Origin of the sequence: Pseudomonas sp. PDM28, assembly GCF_019219115.1 — a bacterium.
Taxonomy (GTDB): domain Bacteria; phylum Pseudomonadota; class Gammaproteobacteria; order Pseudomonadales; family Pseudomonadaceae; genus Aquipseudomonas; species Aquipseudomonas laurylsulfatiphila.
In genome coordinates this window covers 32,498-53,448 of record NZ_JAHUWG010000005.1, presented here as the reverse complement: position 1 = coordinate 53,448, position 20,951 = coordinate 32,498, and the positions used below count along the sequence as shown (strand labels likewise).

At 60.5% G+C, this 20,951-nt stretch carries 21 protein-coding genes; 4 read left to right on the top strand and 17 right to left on the bottom strand.

Annotated features, from left to right (window positions below):
* Positions 1-18 precede the first annotated feature (18 nt).
* The 4 genes from KW841_RS12295 to leuA all read left to right on the top strand — a co-directional run bounded on the left by KW841_RS12295 (position 19) and on the right by leuA (position 5,299).
* A complete protein-coding gene (locus KW841_RS12295; RefSeq protein ID WP_218477246.1) occupies positions 19-909 on the top strand; it encodes a LysR family transcriptional regulator in 891 nt (296 codons plus the stop codon).
* Positions 910-951: 42 nt separating this feature from the next.
* Positions 952-2,331: an exodeoxyribonuclease VII large subunit gene (gene xseA, locus KW841_RS12290; RefSeq protein WP_008053235.1), complete on the top strand. Its 1,380-nt coding sequence runs from the start codon at positions 952-954 to the stop codon at positions 2,329-2,331.
* Positions 2,332-2,334: 3 nt separating this feature from the next.
* Entirely contained in the window at positions 2,335-3,156 is an 822-nt protein-coding gene (locus KW841_RS12285; protein ID WP_218476282.1) for a peptidoglycan DD-metalloendopeptidase family protein, read from the top strand.
* Between the two features lie 463 nt (positions 3,157-3,619).
* The gene (gene leuA / locus KW841_RS12280) at positions 3,620-5,299 is read left to right on the top strand and encodes a 2-isopropylmalate synthase (RefSeq protein WP_095964827.1); all 1,680 of its coding nucleotides are present in this window, start codon (positions 3,620-3,622) and stop codon (positions 5,297-5,299) included.
* 193 nt (positions 5,300-5,492) lie between these two features.
* On the opposite strand, the gene KW841_RS12275 is transcribed toward leuA, so the two are convergent.
* The 17 genes from KW841_RS12275 to iscU form a co-directional block, all read right to left on the bottom strand.
* The gene (locus KW841_RS12275) at positions 5,493-6,284 is read right to left on the bottom strand and encodes an amidohydrolase (protein ID WP_218476280.1); all 792 of its coding nucleotides are present in this window, start codon (positions 6,282-6,284) and stop codon (positions 5,493-5,495) included.
* Positions 6,272-7,420, bottom strand: coding sequence for a pyridoxal phosphate-dependent aminotransferase (locus tag KW841_RS12270; protein WP_218476278.1), 1,149 nt, complete (start codon positions 7,418-7,420; stop codon positions 6,272-6,274). The genes KW841_RS12275 and KW841_RS12270 overlap by 13 nt, the downstream gene beginning before the upstream one ends.
* 292 nt (positions 7,421-7,712) lie before the next feature.
* On the bottom strand, positions 7,713-9,185 hold the full coding sequence (gene der / locus KW841_RS12265; RefSeq protein ID WP_007973987.1) for a ribosome biogenesis GTPase Der: 1,473 nt from the start codon (positions 9,183-9,185) through the stop codon (positions 7,713-7,715).
* Positions 9,186-9,417: 232 nt separating this feature from the next.
* Positions 9,418-10,569, bottom strand: coding sequence for an outer membrane protein assembly factor BamB (bamB, locus tag KW841_RS12260; protein ID WP_218476276.1), 1,152 nt, complete (start codon positions 10,567-10,569; stop codon positions 9,418-9,420).
* A complete protein-coding gene (locus tag KW841_RS12255; protein ID WP_218476274.1) occupies positions 10,562-11,203 on the bottom strand; it encodes a tetratricopeptide repeat protein in 642 nt (213 codons plus the stop codon). The genes bamB and KW841_RS12255 overlap by 8 nt, the downstream gene beginning before the upstream one ends.
* A gap of 41 nt (positions 11,204-11,244) precedes the next feature.
* Positions 11,245-12,534 carry a histidine--tRNA ligase gene (hisS, locus tag KW841_RS12250; protein ID WP_007973994.1) on the bottom strand — a complete coding sequence of 430 codons (1,290 nt, stop codon included), beginning with the start codon at positions 12,532-12,534 and terminating at the stop codon, positions 11,245-11,247.
* A gap of 22 nt (positions 12,535-12,556) precedes the next feature.
* The gene (ispG, locus tag KW841_RS12245; RefSeq protein WP_003185136.1) at positions 12,557-13,666 is read right to left on the bottom strand and encodes a flavodoxin-dependent (E)-4-hydroxy-3-methylbut-2-enyl-diphosphate synthase; all 1,110 of its coding nucleotides are present in this window, start codon (positions 13,664-13,666) and stop codon (positions 12,557-12,559) included.
* Between the two features lie 3 nt (positions 13,667-13,669).
* Entirely contained in the window at positions 13,670-14,716 is a 1,047-nt protein-coding gene (locus KW841_RS12240) for a RodZ family helix-turn-helix domain-containing protein (protein ID WP_218476270.1), read from the bottom strand.
* Complete coding sequence (pilW, locus tag KW841_RS12235) at positions 14,716-15,474, bottom strand: type IV pilus biogenesis/stability protein PilW (RefSeq protein ID WP_218476268.1); 759 nt, start codon at positions 15,472-15,474, stop codon at positions 14,716-14,718. The genes KW841_RS12240 and pilW overlap by 1 nt, the downstream gene beginning before the upstream one ends.
* Positions 15,475-15,486: 12 nt before the next feature.
* The gene (rlmN, locus tag KW841_RS12230) at positions 15,487-16,635 is read right to left on the bottom strand and encodes a 23S rRNA (adenine(2503)-C(2))-methyltransferase RlmN (protein WP_015093627.1); all 1,149 of its coding nucleotides are present in this window, start codon (positions 16,633-16,635) and stop codon (positions 15,487-15,489) included.
* Positions 16,636-16,663: 28 nt separating this feature from the next.
* Complete coding sequence (gene ndk, locus KW841_RS12225) at positions 16,664-17,089, bottom strand: nucleoside-diphosphate kinase (RefSeq protein WP_007903599.1); 426 nt, start codon at positions 17,087-17,089, stop codon at positions 16,664-16,666.
* Between the two features lie 88 nt (positions 17,090-17,177).
* The gene (iscX, locus tag KW841_RS12220) at positions 17,178-17,378 is read right to left on the bottom strand and encodes a Fe-S cluster assembly protein IscX (protein ID WP_007973999.1); all 201 of its coding nucleotides are present in this window, start codon (positions 17,376-17,378) and stop codon (positions 17,178-17,180) included.
* A 14-nt stretch (positions 17,379-17,392) separates the two neighbouring features.
* Positions 17,393-17,734, bottom strand: a complete 342-nt coding sequence (fdx, locus tag KW841_RS12215) for an ISC system 2Fe-2S type ferredoxin (protein WP_015093626.1) — start codon at positions 17,732-17,734, stop codon at positions 17,393-17,395.
* 2 nt (positions 17,735-17,736) lie between these two features.
* Positions 17,737-19,599, bottom strand: coding sequence for a Fe-S protein assembly chaperone HscA (gene hscA, locus KW841_RS12210; RefSeq protein ID WP_218476265.1), 1,863 nt, complete (start codon positions 19,597-19,599; stop codon positions 17,737-17,739).
* A gap of 51 nt (positions 19,600-19,650) precedes the next feature.
* Positions 19,651-20,172 carry a co-chaperone HscB gene (gene hscB, locus KW841_RS12205; protein WP_007974002.1) on the bottom strand — a complete coding sequence of 174 codons (522 nt, stop codon included), beginning with the start codon at positions 20,170-20,172 and terminating at the stop codon, positions 19,651-19,653.
* 8 nt (positions 20,173-20,180) lie between these two features.
* On the bottom strand, positions 20,181-20,504 hold the full coding sequence (gene iscA, locus KW841_RS12200) for an iron-sulfur cluster assembly protein IscA (RefSeq protein ID WP_007974004.1): 324 nt from the start codon (positions 20,502-20,504) through the stop codon (positions 20,181-20,183).
* A 28-nt stretch (positions 20,505-20,532) separates the two neighbouring features.
* Positions 20,533-20,919 (bottom strand): Fe-S cluster assembly scaffold IscU, encoded by a 387-nt coding sequence (iscU, locus tag KW841_RS12195; protein ID WP_007974006.1) that lies wholly within the window; start codon positions 20,917-20,919, stop codon positions 20,533-20,535.
* Between the last annotated feature and the right edge of the window lie 32 nt (positions 20,920-20,951).

The window sequence follows — 20,951 nt, the reverse complement described above, 5'->3', positions numbered from 1 at the left end:
CTCAAAAAGGCATGCCTTGTGCTTTCAACCCGGCAACTGCGTTACTTCGTTGAAATCGCTGAATGCGGCAGCTTCGGCGCCGCAGCCGAGCGCCTGTTCATCGCCCAATCGGCCCTGAGCCGGCAAATCAAGGACATGGAAGTCCACCTGCAAACCCCACTTTTCGAACGTACTGCGCGGCGGCCCCAACTCACTCCAGCGGGTGAGGCTTTCTTACCCCGCGCCAAAAACCTGTTGAGCGAGCTGATCAAAGCCAGCGAGACGGCCACCAGGATCGGCAAAGGTCAGCACGGCACCTTACGTTTGAGCCATTCCAGCACTGTGCCCATGAGCGGCCGACTGCTGCGCAGCGTCGGCCGTTATCTCGAACATCATCCCGGCGTGTCCATGGACATCGCTCAGTTGTCTTCCGAGGCGCAGCTGCAAGAGTTGGCGGACGGCCGACTGGACATCGGCCTATTGCGCCTGCCAGTGCTGCGTCAGTGTGAAGAGGTGCAAATCGACCCGCTGTACGACGAACCTTTGCTGGTGGCAGTCCCGCCCGATCACTGGCTGGCCGGGGACAAATCCGGGCGAAAGATCAACCTGGCGCAGCTACGCGACGAAGCGTTTATTTCCATCCCTCATCCCCAGCGAGGCGGTCTAAGCTACCTTTCTGCCGAGTTGTGCATGCGCCAAGGCTTCTTTCCCAAGGCAGCTCGGGTAATTTCGCGTAAAACCACGCAACTGCAACTGATCCAGGCGGGATTTGGTATCGCCCTCTTGCCGGAATCGATGCAAGACATTGCGCCGCCCAACGTTCATTTCCTGCCTTTGGCAGACCCCGGCAGCCTTAGCTGCGTCGCTCTGGCGTACCGCAAACACCCCCCAGCACTGGTTCAGCAGTTCCTCGAGCATTTGGTGATATAGGGGTCGTGCATTCACTTGAAGAATGCCTTTAAACTGCGCCCCATGATTAAAGATCCCTTTGCAAGACTCGGCCTGGACCGCGAAGTCCTGACCGTCAGCCAGCTCAACGGCCGCGCGCGGGTGTTGCTCGAAGACGTGTTCAGCAACATCTGGGTAGAAGGCGAAATCTCCAACCTCGCCCGCCCGGCGTCCGGCCACGTGTATTTCACCCTCAAGGACAGCGGCGCCCAGGTGCGTTGCGCGCTGTTCCGGCAGAACGCGGCACGGGTTCGCCAGGCCTTGAAGGACGGGCTGGCGGTCAAGGTCCGTGGCAAGGTCTCGTTGTTCGAGGGGCGCGGTGATTATCAACTGATCCTCGACACCGTGGAGCCGGCCGGCGATGGCGCCTTGCGCCTGGCCTTCGATGCACTCAAGGAAAAGCTCAGCGCCGAAGGCCTGTTCAGTGCCGAGCGCAAGGTCCCGCTACCGGCGCATCCGCAACGCATCGGCATCATCAGTTCGCCCACCGGGGCGGTGATCCGCGACATCATCAGCGTGTTCCGTCGTCGCGCACCGCAGGTGCAGTTGACGCTGATCCCCACCGCCGTACAGGGCCGCGAAGCCACCGCACAGATTGTCCGTGCGCTGAAACTGGCGGATGCCCGGGGTTTCGACGCCCTGATCCTGGCCCGGGGTGGCGGTTCGCTGGAAGACCTCTGGTGTTTCAACGAAGAAGCCGTGGCCCGTGCCGTGGACGCTTGCGTGACGCCGATTGTCAGCGCGGTCGGTCATGAAACCGACGTGTCGATCAGCGACTTCGTCGCCGATGTTCGCGCGCCCACCCCTTCCGCTGCCGCCGAATTGCTGGCTCCGGACTCCAGTGACCTGGTGCGTCGGGTCGAGAGCCTGCACCGCCGGCTGGTGATGCGCATGCGTGACCGTTTGATGCGCGACCGCCTGCGCCTGGAAGGTATCTCTCGCCGCCTGCGTCATCCCGGCGAGCGCCTGCGCCAGCAAGCGCAACGCCTGGATGACCTGGACATGCGCATGCGCCGCGCGTTCGAGCGTAGCCTCAACACCCGTCGCGAACGCTTGATCCGTCTGGAAACCCGTCTGGCCGCACAACATCCGGGCCGGCAACTGGCAATGTTGCGCCAGCGCCTCGACAGCCTGGCCGAACGCCTGCCGCGCGCCATCCGCGAAGGGTTGAAGAACCGCCGCCTGCAATTGCACAGCCAGATGCAGACCCTGCATGTGGTCAGCCCGCTGGCGACCCTCGGCCGTGGCTACAGCATTTTGCTGGACGAGCGCGGCAACGCGATCCGCAACGCCGCGCAAACCCACACCGGCCAGCGCCTGAAAGCCAAGCTGGGCGAAGGCGAACTGCAAGTACGGGTCGAAGACAACCACCTGACGCCTGTCACCCTTTCTTTACTGGACTGATCCATGCCGCGTTTCTTGGCTCCATTGCTGTTGCTGCTCCTGACCTTCAACGCCCACGCCGACAGCTACATCACCCGCCTGTTGAACAAACCGGTGCCGGGCGGCGTGGCGGTGGTGGATCTGGGCCCGTCCGCCCAGGCACCAAAAGCCAGTTATCAAGGCAAACCCGTGCTGGTCGTGAAGGAGCAGAACAACTGGCTGGCCATCGTCGGCGTACCGCTGACGGTCAAGCCGGGGGCCCAATCGATCAGCAGCGGCGGCCGCCATCTGAACTTTACGGTTGGCAACAAGAAATACCCGGAACAGCGCATCACCCTGAAGAACACCCAGCAGGTCAATCCGGACCCGGAAAATCTCAAGCGCATCGAGCGTGAACTGGCCGAGCAGATTGCCGCTTACCGCACGTTCAGCCCCAATACGCCAAGCAACCTGCTGCTGGACAAACCGGTGAACGGGCCGCTGTCGAGCAAGTTTGGGGTGCGCCGATTCTTCAACGGTGAGGAGCGTAATCCTCATTCGGGCCTGGATTTCGCCGTGGGCGCCAGCACACCGATCAAGACCCCGGCCGCGGGCAAGGTGATCCTGATCGGCAACTACTTCTTCAATGGCAATACGGTGTTCGTCGACCATGGCCAGGGCTTTATCAGCATGTTCTGCCACATGTCGAAAATCGACGTGAAGGTGGGGCAACAGCTGGCCCGGGGTGGCGTGGTTGGCAAGGTCGGCGCGACCGGCCGGGCGACAGGGCCGCATATGCACTGGAACGTCAGCCTGAACGATGCGCGGGTGGATCCGGCCATCTTCATTGGTGCGTTTCAGCCCTGAATCTTCGCCGAGGCTGATGGCCTCTTCGCGGGCAAGCCCGCTCCCACAGGGATTGCGCTGTACCTGTGGGAGCGGGCTTGCCCGCGAAGGCGGCATTTCAGTCACCAGAAAACCCAAGGCTGCCCCCTGGAGTCCTGCTTCACTCAATTGCGCACCGCTCAAACCTCGCGCAAAAAACAAGATCATCGCAACCATTTGAAGCAATAAAATCTCGATAAATACCCGTCCACGAGTATTCCTCTCAATTTTTTTCGACTGCTTGCCATCCTTTCCCCCCGCGGTTAGGGTTGAAGGCATGAAAACCTCTCACACCCTCATTCAGCTCCGCCAGCACAGCAGCCTGTGCCTTGTCAGTGCACGACTGCCGGGCTGAATCGTGGTGCCTCGTCCCAAGCGTCAGTCCAAGAACTTTTGATCCACCGGCAGGCCGCCTTTTTTCGGCCCACACAATAAGGATTTCCCGATGAGCATGCTCAAAGACCCGTCTTCGAAATACCGCGCGTTCCCGACCATCGACATTCCGGACCGCACCTGGCCATCGAAAACCATCACCGCCGCGCCGATCTGGTGCAGTTCCGACCTGCGCGACGGCAACCAGTCGCTGATCGAGCCGATGGACGCCGTCAAGAAGCTGCGCTTCTGGAAAACCCTGGTGCAGGTTGGCGTGAAGGAAATCGAAGCATCGTTCCCGGCCGCTTCGCAAACCGACTTCGACTTCGTCCGTACCCTGATCGAAGGCAACCACATCCCGGACGACACCACCATCCAGGTGCTGACCCAGGGCCGTGAAGACCTGATCGAGCGCACCTTCGAATCCCTGCGCGGCGCGAAGAAAGCCATCGTTCACCTGTACAACGCGACCTCCCCTTCCTTCCGCCGCATTGTCTTCAACCAGGACAAGGACGGGGTCAAGGCCATCGCCGTGAACGCCGCCAAGCTATTCGTCAAATACGCAGCCATGCAGCCGGACACCGAGTGGACCTTCGAATACTCGCCGGAGACCTTCAGCGCCACCGAACTGGAGTTCGCCAAGGAAGTCTGCGACGCGGTCATCGAGGTCTGGAACCCGACGCCCGAGCACAAGATGATCCTCAACCTGCCGGCCACCGTCGAATGCGCGACCCCGAACATCTATGCCGACCAGATCGAATGGTTCGGCCGCCACATCAACCGTCGTGACAGCGTGATCATCAGCCTGCACACCCACAACGACCGTGGCACTGGCGTTGCCGCCACCGAACTGGGCCTGATGGCCGGCGCCGACCGTGTCGAAGGCTGCCTGTTCGGCAACGGCGAGCGCACCGGCAACGTCGACCTGGTGACCGTGGCCCTGAACCTCTACACCCAGGGCGTGAACCCTGAGCTGGACTTCTCCGACATCGACGGCGTGCGCAAAGTCGTCGAAGAGTGCAACCAGATCCAGGTACACCCGCGTCACCCGTACGTCGGCGACCTGGTGCATACCGCGTTCTCCGGCTCGCACCAGGATGCGATCCGCAAGGGTTTCGCCCAGCAGAAATCCGATGCCTTGTGGGAAGTCCCGTACCTGCCGATCGACCCGGCTGACATCGGCCGCAGCTACGAGGCGGTCATCCGCGTCAACAGCCAGTCGGGCAAGGGTGGTATCGCCTACCTCCTGGAGCAGGAATACGGCATCAGCCTGCCACGTCGCATGCAGATCGAATTCAGCCAGGTCGTGCAGCGTGAAACCGACCGCCTGGGCCTTGAGATGACCGCCCAGCAAATCCACGCGCTGCTGCACAGCGAGTACTTGCAGGCCAACACACCGTACGCGCTGGTCAGCCATCGCCTGCAGGAAGAAAACGGTCACAGCGCCGTCGAAGTGGAAGTGGCCAGCAAAGGCCAGGGCGAGACCAACCTGCACTGGCGCGGCAAGGGCAACGGAGCCTTGGAAGCACTGGTGGCCGGTCTGCCGATCCCGGTGGAGATCATGGACTACAACGAGCACGCCATTGGCGCGGGCACCAATGCCAAGGCCGCGGCCTACATTGAACTGCGCGTGAACGGCGAACGTGCGGTGCACGGCGTCGGCATCGATGAAAACATCACCACTGCCAGCTTCAAGGCCCTGTTCAGCGCGCTGAACCGTTCGCTGAGCCAGCCGGAAGCGAAAGCGGCGTAAGACTTTGCTGCAATGCAAAAGGCCCCGGGGTGAGAATCTCGGGGCCTTTTTGTTTGCCTGCCATTTTTGAGGCGCCTGTCAGGGCCCCTTCGCGGGCAAGCCCGCTCCCACAGGGACCGCGTAATTCCATGAGAATGCGATCAATGTGGGAGCGAGCTTGCTCGCGATGGGGCCCCGTCAGACAGAAAAGATTTCAGGTGAACTCGAAGGTATCGGCATCCAGATTCGCCGGAAACCGTGCGCGATAAGCTTGAAGGTCTGCAGCATTCAGAACGACCTGAAACACCCCATCCGCCTCCCCTGCGCTAAGCAACGTCTCGCCCTGGAAATCCAGCACCTGGCTGTCACCGGTATAGGCAAAGCCTTTGCCATCGGTGCCAACGCGATTGACTGCCGCCACGTAGCACAGGTTCTCGATCGCCCGCGCCGGCAGCAAACGGTTCCAATGCTGACGCCGCGCACCCGGCCAGTTCGCGGTGTACAGCAGCAGATCCGTGTCCTGAGCGTCACGACTCCACACCGGGAAGCGCAAGTCGTAGCAAATCAGCGGCCGCACGCGCCAACCCTTTAGCTCGAACTGCACCTGGCGCTCGCCCGGAGTGTAGTGGTTATGCTCACCGGCCATGCGGAACAGGTGACGCTTGTCGTAATGCAACACCTCGCCATCCGGGCGTGCCCACAACAGGCGATTGCGATGACTGCCGTCGGCGGCCTGGATGATCACGCTGCCGGTAATCACGGCATCAAGTCTTGCCGCCTGAACCCGCAGCCACTTGCTGGTGGGGCCGTTTTCCGATTCCGCGAGGGTTTCGGACTCCATGGAAAAACCGGTGGTGAACATCTCCGGAAGAATGATCAGGTCAGCGCCGCGAGCCTGCTCCAGCAATGACTCAAAATGCTCCAGGTTGGCCTGACGGTCGTGCCAGGCCAGGGATGTCTGGATCAGCGCCACGGTCAGGTTCGGCAATGCACTCAGATCACGCATAGTTTTTCCGCCGCTTCACGCAGGGTCTCCTCACGCTTGGCGAAGCACAACCGCACCAGGCGCTGCCCTTCAGGCGGTGTCTGGTAGAACACCGAGATCGGGATACTTGCCACACCATGCTCGCGAGTCATCCACAGGGCCATCTCGACATCATTGAGGTCCGGGCGGATCTGCGAGTAATCGACCAACTGGAAATAGGTGCCGGTCGCCCGGGTGAAACTGAAACGCGACGGCGCCAGCAGATCGCAGAACAGATCACGCTTGGCCTGATAGAAGTCCGGCAGCTCTTCGACGTGTTCCGGATGTTCGGCCATGAAGTCGGCCAAGGCATATTGCAGCGGCGTCACACCACAGAAATTGACGTACTGGTGCACCTTGCGCAATTCCGCCGTCAGGGCCGGCGGCGCGACCACGTAGCCGGTTTTCCAGCCAGTGACGTGGTAGGTCTTGCCGAACGAGCTGACCACGAAAGCACGCTGATACAGCTCTTCATGGGCCAGCACGCTGACATGGGGCACACCGTCATACACCAGGTGTTCGTAGACTTCGTCGCTGATCAGATAGATGTCGCGATCGCGGATCAAGGCGGCCAACTGATCGAGTTCGGCACGACTGATCAATGCACCACTGGGGTTGTGCGGGGAGTTGAGAATGATCATCCGCGTGCGCGGGCTCAGTGCCTGGGCAAGCTTCTCGAAGTCGATACTGAAATCGTTCAAGCCCAGTTGTACGTGCACGCAACGACCGCCGGCCAGCTCTACCGAGGGTTCGTAGCTGTCGTATGCCGGGTCAAATACGATGACCTCGTCGCCGCTGTGGATAACCGCCTGAATGGCACAGAAAATCGCTTCGGTCGCGCCAGGGGTGACCGTCACTTCAGTATCCGCATCCACCTGCGTGCCATAGCTGCGGGCGATCTTCACCGCAATCTGCTGACGCAACACCGGCAGGCCGGTCATCGGCGAATACTGGTTGTGGCCACTGGCGATATGCCGGCCGACCGCATCGCACAGGGCCTGCGGGGCCGCGAAATCGGGAAAGCCCTGGGACAGATTAAGCGCGCCGGTCTGTGCCGCGAGCTGAGACATCTGCGTGAAGATGGTGATGCCGACATTCGGCAGCTTGCTGGTGATCATCAGTGGTTCCCTGCTCTACACCCGGCTCTACGGCGGCGCGGGGGAGTCCGAGGATAGCCCAAACGGCAGGCATGAAAAAGGGCGCCTTAAAGACGCCCTTTTTCAATTGATCAACACCGTACCTTGTGGCGAGCGGGCTTGCCCGCGTTGGGTCGCGAAGCGACCCCAATCCTGCATTCTCGGTGTGTCTGGCAGACCGCACGTACAGGTATTGCGGCTGCTGAGCAACCGAACGGGGGCAAGCCCCCTCGCCACAACAAGCCCCCACACAAGACAGTGTGAGGGCTTGGACTCAGCGCTTGTCGCGGCGCTTCTTGTCGGCTTTCTTGTGGTGCGACATCAAACGACGCTTCTTGTTGACCTGACGGTCGGTGAGCGTGTTCTTGTTGCCTTCGTACGGGTTCTCACCGCCCTTGAACTCGATGCGGATCGGCGTACCGACCAGCTTCAGGACACGGCGGTAAGTGTTTTCCAGGTAGCGCACGTAGGACTTCGGCACCTTCTCGATCTGGTTGCCGTGGATCACGATGATTGGCGGGTTTGCACCACCGAGGTGGGCATAACGCAGCTTGATCCGGCGGCTGTTGACCATCGGCGGCTGGTGCTCGCTGACCGCGTCTTCGAGGATCTGGGTCAGGCGGCTGGTCGGCCAACGGGTAACCGCGGACTTGAACGAGTTCTGTACCGACGCGTAAAGGTTGCCCACGCCGGTGCCGTGCAAGGCCGAGATGAAGTGGATATCGGCGTAGTCAACGAAGAACAGCCGACGTTGCAGCTCAACCTTCACGAAGTCGCGCTCGCTCGGCGTCATGCCGTCCCACTTGTTGATCGCGATGACCAGCGCACGACCCGATTCAATGGCGAAGCCCAACAGGTTGAGGTCGTGATCGACCACGCCTTCACGGGCGTCCATCACGAAGATCACCACGTTGGCGTCTTTGATCGCCTGCAGGGTTTTGACCACGGAGAACTTTTCGACTTCTTCGTGGATCTTGCCGCGCTTGCGCACACCGGCCGTGTCGATCAGCGTGTACTTCTCGTCATTACGTTCGAACGGGATGTAGATACTGTCGCGGGTGGTGCCGGGTTGGTCGTAGACGATGACCCGGTCTTCACCGAGCATGCGGTTGACCAGGGTCGACTTGCCGACGTTCGGACGGCCGATGATCGCGATCTTGATCCCGTCTTTTTCGCTTGGGCCAGGAATGCGCTTGGCTTCCTCGCCTTCAGCGACGACCTCTTCCTCTTCGCCTTCCTGCGGCTCGTCTTCGTCACGCGGGAATTCACTCAGTGCAGCTTCCAGCAACTGGGTGATACCACGGCCGTGGGCACCGGCGATCGGGATCGCATGGCCCATGCCCAACGGGGCGAATTCGGCGCGGGCCATTTCCGGGTCGATGTTGTCGACCTTGTTGGCGACCACGTGGGAACGCTTGTTACGTTTGCGCAAATGCTCGGCGATCATCTGGTCGGCGGCGGTAAAACCGGCCTTGGCATCTACCAGGAACAGAACGACATCGGCTTCTTCGATGGCCAGCAGCGACTGCTCGGCCATCTTTTCGTCCATACCGTGCTCGTCACCGGAGATACCGCCGGTGTCGATCAGAATGTAGGAACGCCCTTGCCACTTGGCCTCACCGTACTGGCGATCACGGGTCAGACCGGACAAGTCGCCGACGATGGCGTCGCGAGTCCTGGTCAGGCGGTTGAACAAGGTGGACTTGCCGACGTTCGGTCGGCCCACCAGGGCGATTACGGGAACCATGCGGCTCTCCACTTCGTTATTTCAGAAAATACAAAAGCCGCTGCGAGGCAGCGGCTGGTGCTCGGGGCAATCACGTTGTCATTTGTAGGAGCGAGCCTGCTCGCGAAAAACGCCAAGACACCGCGTTTATTCAGGCCGCCAACGTCATCGTTAACGTCCATCGCGAGCAAGCTCGCTCCTACAGTCCTACAAACGGTGAAGCCGCTTGGGGGTTAAAACCCAAGCATAGTCGTTACTTTATGGTCAGGGCTTCCAGTTTGCCGCTGTTGCCATACACATAAATCGTGTCACCCACCACCAGCGGACGGGCACGCAGGCCGTCGCTGTCGATGCGCTCGCGGCCGACGAATCGACCGTCTACCTGACTCAGCAGGTGCAGGTAACCTTCCAGGTCACCGACTGCAACGTAGCTGGAGAACACTTCCGGGGCCGACAGTTGACGGCGGGCCAGCGAATCGTTGCTCCACAAGGCTGTGGTGGAACGCTCGTCGACGCCTTCAACGGTACCCGAAGACAGGCTTACATACACGGTGCCAAAGCCCTGGGCGACACCGGCGTAGCTGGAAGCATCACGCTGCCAGAGCTGACGGCCGCTTTGCAGGTCCAGAGCGGCAACGCGCCCCTGATAGCTGGCGACATACAGCGTCTCGCCCGACAGCAGCAAGCCACCGTCGATATCGACCACGCGCTCCAGCTCCGAGCGACCTTGCGGGATCGCTACGCGCTGTTCCCACACCGGTACGCCGTTGGAGATGTCCACGGCAACCACTTTACCGGTCGACAGGCCAGCCACCGCGAGGCGGTTGGTCACGATCGGCGCACTGGTGCCCCGCAGGGTCAGAACCGCAGGCGTGCTGTCGTAGATCCAGCGACGATCACCGGTGGAGGCATCCAGGCCGATCAGGCGATCGTCCTGAGTCTGAACCACCACAACGTCACCGTTGTTGGCTGGCGGTGCCAGTACTTCGCTGGACACGCGAGCGCGCCACTTTTCTTCACCGTTGATCGCGTCCAGGGCAACGATTTCACCCTTGATCGTACCGATCGTGACCAGACCGTAACCAACGCCGACAGCGCCGGAAACAGGCAGCTCGAGATCTTTCTTCCATTTGACGTCGCCCGTGTGGCGATCCATCGCCATCAACACGCCAGTGACGTCGGCGGCATAGATGGTATCGCCATCGATGGCCGGAACCAGCATGTTGTAGGTTTCGCCCTGACCGTCACCGATCGAACGACTCCACTGCTTTTGCAGAACCACTTCTTCCTTGAAGTCGACCAGTTCGGCCGGAGGCAGTTCTTTTTTGCTGTTGCTGCTGCAACCCGCGGCCAAAATGGCCAGGGCCAGCAATGCTGCATGTTTCCAACGAATCACGTCACGCATCCCCTTTGGCCAGGTCGTCCAGCTTGATTTGCAGGCCACCGACCGCCGCCTCATCCGACAGTGCCGCCTTGGCTTTTTGATACGCAGCGCTCGCCTCGTCGGTACGACCCAACTGCACCAGCAGGTCGCCCTTGAGTTCTTCGCGAGTGGCCAGGAATGCCTTGTCGGCATCGCCTTCGAGCAGCTTCAGGGCTTCGTCGGCCTTGTTCTGCGCGCCGAGTACCTGGGCCAGACGCTGACGGGCGATTTCGCCCAGCGCCGGGTTGGCCGGTTTGGCGACAATGGCTTTGAGCTCGGTGGCCGCGTCGTCCAGCTTGCCGCTGTCGACCGCTACCTTGGCCACGAACAGGCTGCCGTACTGCGCGTAGGCGCTGCCGCCGTACTCGCTGTTGAGCTTGCCGGCCAGGTCCGTAACACGGGCAGCATCAGGCTTGCCGTCAGGCGTCAGCGTGGTTTCGAGCAATTGCTGATAGAGAATCGAGGCGCCTTGCGACTGATTGCTCTGATACTTGTGGAACGCCTGCCAGCCGAACACGATGACCAGCGCCAACAGGCCGCCAGTGACCAGGGGCTTACCGTTGCGTGACCACCATTCCTTCAGTTCCATCAAATGTTCGTCTTCGGTACTCGACACCCCAATACTCCTTAATCGCTAATTCGGCTGTTTAGACAGCTTCAACCCTGCACGACGCAGGTGGCCAGGTGCGCTGCAAGCGCATCCCAGGCAATGCTTTGTTGTTCGCCCTGGCCACGCAGGGGTTTGAAACCTACCACTTGCTGGGCCATTTCGTCGTCACCGAGGATCAGCGCGTACAGCGCACCGCTCTTGTCGGCCTTCTTGAACTGGCTTTTGAAACTGCCGGCGCCGGCATTCACTTGCAGGCGCAGGTTGGGCAACTGGTCACGAACGCGCTCCGCCAGGGTCAGCCCGGCGAGCTCGGCGGCTTCACCGAAGGCGCAGAGGTAGACGTCAACCTGACGGGAGATCTCCTCCGGAATCTGCTCCAGGGTTTCCAGCAACAGCACCAGGCGTTCGATGCCCATGGCGAAACCAACGCCGGCGGTCGGCTTGCCGCCCATTTGCTCCACCAGGCCGTCGTAACGGCCACCGGCGCAGACGGTGCCCTGGGCGCCGAGCTTATCGGTAACCCATTCGAAAACGGTCTTGCTGTAGTAATCCAGCCCGCGAACCAGCTTCGGGTTGATCACGTAAGGAATGCCGGCGGCATCCAGGCGAGCCTTGAGGCCCTCGAAGTGCACGCGGGATTCTTCGTCGAGGTAGTCGGCCATCTTCGGCGCATCGACCAATACCGCCTGGGTGTCGGCGTTCTTGGTATCAAGAACCCGCAGCGGATTGGTTTTCAGGCGACGCTGGCTGTCTTCGTCGAGCTTGTCCATGTGCGCCGAAAGGTATTCGACCAGCGCTTCGCGATAACGGCCGCGGGATTCGCTGGTACCCAGGCTGTTGAGCTCGAGCTTTACCGCATCGCGGATGCCCAGCTCGCCCCACAGGCGCCAGGTCAGCACGATCAACTCGGCGTCGATGTCCGGACCGTCGAGGTTGAACACTTCGACACCGATCTGGTGGAACTGGCGATAACGGCCTTTCTGCGGACGCTCGTGGCGGAACATCGGGCCGATGTACCAGAGTTTCTGAACCTGGCCACCGCCGGTAATGCCGTGCTCCAGCACCGCGCGCACGCAGGCCGCCGTGCCTTCAGGGCGCAGGGTCAGGGAGTCGCCGTTGCGGTCGTCGAAGGTGTACATCTCTTTTTCGACGATGTCGGTCACTTCACCGATGGAGCGCTTGAACAGCTCGGTGAACTCGACGATCGGCATGCGGATCTGCTTGTAACCGTAGTTATCCAGCAGGCGCGAAACGGTGCCTTCGAAATGACGCCACAGGGGAGTCTGTTCGGGCAGGATGTCGTTCATGCCACGAATGGCTTGCAATGACTTGCTCACTTAAATTCCTTAATTCGTTCGATCAGCCACGCGCAATTACGGCAGCGTCAGCTTCGACCTTTTCGGCCGCTTTCTGACGGATCAAGCGTTCAAGCTCATCCACCAGATTGTCATTCGTCAGTTTCTGCGACGGCTTGCCGTCGATGTAAATCAGGTTTGGCGTGCCGCCGGTCAAGCCGATATGGGCTTCCTTGGCTTCGCCCGGGCCGTTGACCACGCAACCGATGACCGCGACATCCAGCGGCACCAGCAAATCCTCGAGGCGCCCTTCCAGCTCGTTCATGGTCTTGACCACATCGAAGTTCTGCCGCGAGCAGCTCGGGCAGGCGATGAAGTTGATGCCACGGGAACGCAGGTGCAGGGATTTGAGAATGTCGTAGCCGACTTTCACTTCCTCGACCGGGTCGGCCGCCAACGAGATGCGGATAGTATCGCCAATCCCTTCGGCGAGCAGCATACCGAGGCCGACGGCAGATTTCACCGTGCCGGAACGCAAACCACCGGCTTCGGTGATGCCCAGGTGCAGTGGCTGGACGATTTCCTTGGCCAGCAGGCGGTACGCTTCGACGGCCATGAACACGTCGGAGGCTTTCACGCTGACCTTGAAGTCCTGGAAGTTCAGGCGTTCAAGGTGCTCGACATGACGCAAGGCAGACTCGACCAGCGCAGCAGGCGTGGGCTCGCCGTATTTCTTCTGCAGGTCTTTTTCCAGGGAACCGGCGTTCACACCGATACGGATCGGGATCCCGCGGTCACGGGCGGCATCGACCACCGCGCGCACGCGGTCTTCGCGTCCGATGTTGCCCGGGTTGATCCGCAGGCAATCGACACCCAGCTCGGCGACGCGCAATGCGATGCGGTAGTCGAAGTGAATGTCGGCAACCAGGGGGACTTTGACCAGTTGCTTGATCTTGCCGAAGGCCTCGGCGGCGTCCATGTCCGGGACGGAAACCCGCACAATATCGACGCCGGCCGCTTCCAGGCGATTGATTTGCGCGACCGTGGCCGCGACGTCGTTGGTGTCGCTGTTGGTCATGCTCTGCACAGCGATAGGCGCATCGCCGCCAACAGGCACGTTACCGACCCAGATCTTGCGGGATTCGCGACGTTTGATTGGAGATTCGCCGTGCATGACTTATTGACCCAACTTCAGGCGAGCAGTCTCGCCACTGGTGAACGGAGCGACATCGACTGGCTGGCCGTTGTAGCTGACCTGAGCGCCACGGGCAAAGCCCAGGCGTACGGAAAACGGTGGTTTGCCATTGACTGCCAGGCTGTCGCCTTTGCGTTTGAGACCGCTGAACAGCACCTTGCCGCTACCGTCGGTCACTTGTGTCCAGCAATCGGAGGTGAACTGCACCTGGACCTGGCCTTGACCGGCCACAGGTGCGGCGGCCGCTGGAGCAGGAGCCGCAGCGGCTACCGATGCAGTCACCGCGGGGACCGGGGCGGCAGGCGCTGCTGGAGCCGGAGCCGGAGCCGGAGTTGCCGGGGTCACCGGCGCTGCGACAACGGGCGCAGGGGTATGCGCGGGTGCGGCTGGCGTGGTCGGCGCTGCCGGGGCGGCCGGTGCAGTCACTTGAGCCTGTTCCGGTGCTTCAGCCGAAGTCTCGGCCTGTGGTAGCGCGAGAGCAGTGCCGCCTTCGGTCTGACCTTCCGCGACGGCCTGGTCTTCCGGCTCGTCCAGCGGATGAATCTGAGTGGTACCGTCGGCACCTTCGACTTCTACGTGTTCTGGTGCCAGACCGATCAGGTCCTTGGTGCGCATCGAGGTCTGATCCTGCCACCAGACGAAACCGCCACCGATCACCGCGACCAGCAACAGCAGGCTGACGATTCGCAAAATGGTGTGGGAAACCCGGACCGGCTCTTCAATACGACCCAGGCTGTGAACATTGCTGCCCTGGGAGTCGGTGCCGGTGGATTGATCGAATTGCTGGACCAGAACGGCCTGGTCCATGCCGAGCAACTTGGCATAGGCGCGAATGTAACCACGGGCAAAGGTATGCCCGGGCAGCTTGTCGAACGCGCCGGCTTCCAGATTGCTCAAGGAAGTGGTGGTGAGGTTGAGCTTGAGGGCCACTTCGGCCAGCGACCAGCCATTGCTTTCGCGGGCCTGGCGCAAAGTCTCACCAGGGTTAACGCGATTCGCTGCTACAACTTCGGGATGCGCCGCTTTCATCATTGCTCCGACAGGTATTGCTGATATTCCGGCGTACCGGGATAGAGTCTTTTTAGTTGCAGGCCTTTACTTGCAGCCTTGTCGCGATCTTCGAACACTTTTGCCAGCCGAACGCCGAGCAATAGACTACGTGCATTTTGCTCGGAGAGCTGGCTGAAACGGTCGTAATAATCTCGCGCGGGCACATAATGCCTGTCTTCGTAAGACAACTCAGCCATTTCCAGCAATGCACGAGGTTGTTGCCGGTTCAGGCGCAGGGCTTTTTCCAGTTGCTGCTGGGCCAGATCACGCTGGCCGAGCATCGCAGCGGTCATGCCCAGGTTCTCGAAAACCCGCGAACGTTCAGGGTACAGCGTATCGGCAGCGGCTTGTTCAAAGCGCTCGTAGGCTTCCTTGTAACGTTTCTGCTCGAAAAGAAAACTGCCGTAATTATTGAGGATTCGTGCGTCGCCCGGACGGGAAGACAGCGCCTTGCGAAAATGCTCGTCGGCCAGCTCCGGCTCCATCTCGGCCTGGAACACCAGCCCCAGCGCCGCGTTGGCATCCGGGTCGGAGCCATCCAGTTCCAGGGCTTTTCTCAGCGGAACCTTGGCGCGCTCGGTCATGCCTTGCTGCAAATACCCGATACCGAGCTGCACATACGCCTCACGCGCTTCATCACGGCCCTTGCTGGTCTTCATCGGGTTGTAATCACCCGAAAGCACGCAGCCAGCACACAGGCTGGCCAACAGCAAAAGCAGCGCAAAGCGCAGGGACATAGAGATCCTCTCTTAATTGTTGTTCGCAGTGCTCGAAGCAACATCGCTGTCGGCGTTCAATTCACGCACGGCGATATAACGTTCGCTGCGACGGGTGCGATCCAGCACCTGCCCTACCAATTGACCACAGGCGGCGTCGATGTCTTCACCACGGGTGGTGCGGACGGTGACGTTGAAACCGGCATGATGAAGCTGATCCTGGAAACGACGAATGGCGTTGTTGCTCGGACGCTCGTACCCGGAATGCGGGAACGGGTTAAACGGGATCAGGTTGATCTTGCACGGGATGTTCTTGAGCAGCTCGATCATTTCCACGGCGTGCTCAAGCTTGTCGTTGACGTCCTTGAGCAAGGTGTACTCGATAGTCAGCACACGTTTTTCGCCCAGGGACGACATGTAGCGCTGGCACGACTCGAGCAGCATCTTAAGCGGATACTTCTTGTTGATCGGCACCAATTGGTTACGCAATGCGTCATTCGGTGCGTGCAGGGACAACGCCAGAGAGACGTCGATGTGCTTGGAGAGCTCATCGATCATCGGTACCACGCCGGAGGTCGACAAGGTCACGCGGCGCTTGGAAATGCCGTAGCCCAGGTCGTCCATCATCAGATGCATGGCCGCGACGACGTTGTCGAAGTTCAGCAGCGGCTCACCCATGCCCATCATCACCACGTTGGTGATGGCACGGTCGACGGTTGCCGGGACGCTGCCAAAGGATTTGTTGGCAATCCACACCTGGCCGATGACTTCGGCGGCGGTGAGGTTGCTGTTGAAGCCTTGCTTGCCGGTGGAGCAGAAACTGCAATCCAGGGCACAGCCTGCCTGGGACGAAACGCACAAGGTGCCGCGTTTGCCCTGGGGAATGTACACGGTCTCGACGCAGCTGCCGGACGCCACGCGCACCACCCACTTGCGGGTGCCGTCGCTGGAGATGTCCTCGCTGACCACTTCCGGACCACGGACCTCAGCAACAGCCTTGAGCTTTTCGCGCAAGGCCTTGCTGACGTTCGTCATGGCATCGAAATCATCGACACCAAAGTGGTGAATCCATTTCATTACCTGACCGGCACGGAAACGCTTCTCCCCGATTGAGTCGAAGAATTTTTCCATTTCCTGTTGAGTCAGACCCAGCAGGTTAGTTTTTACAGTCGATGTAGTCATGGATTCACCTTCACTCTTAAGCCAATGCTTAGCGAGTGGTTACTTCAGTAGCTGCGAAGAAGTACGAGATTTCGCGAGCGGCAGCGGCTTCGGAGTCCGAACCGTGTACGGCGTTGGCGTCGATGGAGTCAGCGAAGTCAGCACGGATGGTGCCGGCAGCAGCTTCTTTAGGGTTGGTAGCGCCCATCAGCTCACGGTTCAGAGCGATAGCGTTTTCGCCTTCCAGAACCTGAACGACAACCGGACCGGAGATCATGAAAGCAACCAGGTCGTTGAAGAAACCACGTGCGCTGTGCTCAGCGTAGAAGCCTTCGGCTTCAGCTTTGGACAGTTGCTTCAGTTTCGAAGCTACAACGCGCAGGCCGGCTTTTTCGAAACGAGTGGTGATCTCGCCGATCACGTTTTTAGCAACGGCGTCAGGCTTGATGATGGAGAAAGTACGTTGAACAGCCATGGTGTAACTCCAGAAACGGTAATTTACGAAAAATTAAACCCGCGAATTATACGCGGGTTCTCGGGTATTGCCTAACCTGCGGCGTGGCTCAGTCGCGTTCTTCGATCCAGTGGGCCTGAATGGCCTCCAGGATCTTTTCGCCACAATGCTCAGGCATGTCGTCGAAATCGGGTAATTCCATTACCCATTTGCGCAAATCGACGAAGTTGACCGACATAGGGTCCACGTCGGGCTTGCTTTCAGCCAGCTGGATCGCGATCTCCAGCACATCAGTCCACTTGAGTTTCATGACAATTCCTTGAATCAGTGCGGCGCTTCGGCGGCGTGGTTGAGCGAGTACTTCGGAATTTCGACCGTCAGGTCTTCGGTACCGACCTTGGCCTGGCACCCCAGGCGGGACTCGCGCTCAAGGCCCCAGGCCTTATCAAGGTAGTCTTCTTCCAGCTCGTCGGCCTCTTCCAGCGAGTCGAAACCCTCACGGATGATGCAGTGGCAGGTGGTGCAGGCACACACGCCGCCACAGGCGCTTTCCATCTCGATGTGGTGCTCATGGGCCAGCTCGAGGATGGAAACCCCCGTCTCAGCCTCAACAACCATGCCTTCGGGGCAAAACTTCTCGTGTGGCAGAAAAATGACCTGCGGCATCGTTATTCCTCAATCTCATTCAGGTTGCGCCCCGCCAGCGCGGCTTTCACCGTCGAGTCCAGGCGGCGGGCAGCAAAGGCGTCGGTCACTTGCGACAGACGCTTGGTCTGCTGCTCGATGGCGTAACCATCGGTACCTTTCATCAGTTCGGTCAGTTCCTGCACCTGCAGGTCGATGACCAGGCGCTCTTCGGCGTCGAGCAAACGCTCGCCATCAGCCTCCAGAGCGGCCTGCACGGCTTCGATCAGGCGCTGGGCGTCGACCTGCTGCTCGCGCAGTACACGGGCAACCTTGTCGTCATTGGCGTGCTGGAACGAGTCCTTGAGCATTTTGGCGATTTCGCCGTCGGTCAGGCCGTAGGACGGCTTGACCTGAATACTGGCTTCGACGCCCGAACCCAGTTCGCGAGCGGAAACACTGAGCAGACCGTCGGCGTCGACCTGGAAGGTCACGCGAATCTTCGCCGCACCCGCCACCATTGCCGGGATACCGCGCAGTTCGAAGCGCGCCAGGGAGCGGCAGTCGCTGATCAGCTCGCGCTCGCCCTGCAACACGTGGATCGCCATGGCCGACTGGCCATCTTTATAGGTGGTAAAGTCCTGAGCGCGAGCGACGGGGATCGTGGTGTTGCGCGGAATCACCTTCTCCATCAGGCCGCCCATGGTTTCCAGACCCAGGGACAGCGGAATCACGTCGAGCAGCAGCAGTTCGCCACCATCGCGCTTGTTACCGGCCAGGGTATCGGCCTGGATCGCAGCACCGATGGCGACCACTTGATCCGGGTCGATTTCAGTCAGCGGCTCGCGACCGAACGCTTCGGCAACGGCTTCACGAACGCGGGGTACGCGAGTCGAACCACCGACCATGACCACGGCGTGCACGTCTTCCAGCTCGATACCGGAATCCCGTACCGCACGACGACAGGCTTTGAGGCTGCGCGCGACCATCGGTTCGATCAGCGCATTGAAGGCTTCACGGGTCAGCTCGGCTTTCCAGTCGCCATAGGCAACTTCAACGGCCGCCGCATTGGTCAGGGCTTCCTTGGCGGCACAGGCGGTTTGCAGCAGGTTGCGCTGCGCACCTGGATCGAGGTCGGCGGACAGACCGGCGCTCTCGATGATCCAGCCAGCGATTGCGTGGTCGAAGTCATCGCCGCCCAGGGCGCTGTCGCCGCCGGTGGCCAGGACCTCGAAGACACCGCCGGTCAGACGCAGAATCGAAATATCGAAGGTACCGCCGCCCAGGTCGTAAATGGCGACCAGGCCTTCGGCATGCTGATCCAGACCATAGGCCACAGCGGCTGCGGTCGGCTCATTGAGCAAGCGCAGCACATTCAGGCCGGCCAGCTTGGCCGCATCCTTGGTGGCTTGACGTTGAGCGTCATCGAAATAGGCCGGAACGGTGATCACCGCCCCCACCAGCTCACCGCCCAGGGTCGCTTCGGCGCGCTGGCGCAGGACCTTGAGGATATCGGCGGACACTTCGACCGGGCTTTTCGGGCCCTGGATCGTGTCGATGAACGGCATGTGCGACTCGCCGCCGACAAAGCGGTAGGGCAGTTGCTCGCCCAGCTGCTTGACGTCGGACAGACCACGCCCCATCAAGCGCTTGACCGACAGCACGGTATTCAAGGGATCGGTGGCGGCAGCCAGCTTGGCGGATTCGCCAACCTCGACGCGATCGGCGTGATAGCGCACGGCAGACGGCAGGATGACCCGCCCTTGCGCGTCAGCCAGAGGCTCGGAAAGTCCACTGCGCAATGCAGCGACCAGCGAATTGGTAGTGCCCAAGTCGATCCCCACAGCCAGACGACGCTGGTGCGGTTGAGGACTTTGGCCGGGTTCGGCGATCTGCAGTAGGGCCATCGTTATCAGGACTTATCTGTATATCAGGCGTGCGACCGGAGCGGCACTGGGTTAATCGTCGAGGCGCTCTTCTAACTGGCGCACTTCGTAGGTGAGCTTGTCGAGGAACTGCATGCGCCGCATCAGGCGTTCGGCCCGTTCACGTTGCGCGGCATCGTTCCAACAAGCTGCGAAGCTTTGGTTCAGTTCATCCTGGGCAGCCTTCAGGCGACGCTTGAAGACGGCAACGCCATTGAGATCGGCACTGTCCTGCAGGTCTTCGAGCTCTTCACGCAGCTCCATCTGCTGCAGAAGGAACTCCGGATCATGCACCGTGACCTCCAGCGGCAGCTCGCCACCATTCAAGGCGAGCAGGTAACGCGCGCGCTTGGGTGGACTCTTGAGCGTCTGGTAGGCCTCGTTGAGGCTCGCGGATTGCTCCAGCGCCAGCCGCTGCTCGCGCTCGGAAGCGTCTGCAAAGCGGTCCGGATGAACGCCGCGCGCCAACTCACGGTAGCGCGTAGCCAGCTGATCGAGATCCAGATCGAAACTCGGTTGCAGCTCGAATAAAGCGAAATGACAAGGAGTACCCACGACAAGCCTCAGATGTTGAAGCTTTCGCCGCAGCCACATTCACCGCGCACGTTGGGGTTGTTGAACTTGAAGCCTTCGTTCAACCCTTCCTTGACGAAATCGAGCTCGGTGCCGTCCAGGTAGGCCAGGCTTTTCGGGTCGATAATCACTTTTTCGCCGTGACTTTCGAACACCTGGTCCTCAGCAACCACCTCGTCGACAAACTCCAGCACGTAGGCAAGGCCGGAACAGCCCGTGGTGCGGACACCCAGACGAATCCCTTCACCCTTGCCGCGCCCGTCGAGGGAGCGCCGCACGTGCTTGGCCGCCGCTTCTGTCATGCTGATAGCCATCGTTGACTCCTTACTCGTCGCCAAATGCTTAGATCAAGCCTTTCTTCTGCTTGTAGTCGCGAACAGCCGCCTTGATGGCGTCTTCAGCGAGTACCGAGCAGTGGATTTTCACTGGCGGCAGGGCCAGTTCTTCAGCCAGCTGAGTGTTCTTGATGGTTTCCGCTTCGTCCAGGGTCTTGCCCTTCATCCACTCGGTGGCGAGGGAGCTGGACGCGATAGCCGAACCGCAGCCGTAGGTCTTGAACTTGGCATCTTCGATGATGCCGGCGTCGTTGACCTTGATCTGCAAGCGCATCACGTCGCCGCACGCCGGAGCGCCGACCATGCCGGTGCCGACATCAGGATCTTCCGCGTCCATCTTGCCGACGTTGCGCGGGTTTTCGTAGTGGTCGATGACCTTTTCGCTGTAAGCCATGATTCTCAATCCTCACTCATCAGGGCCGCTCT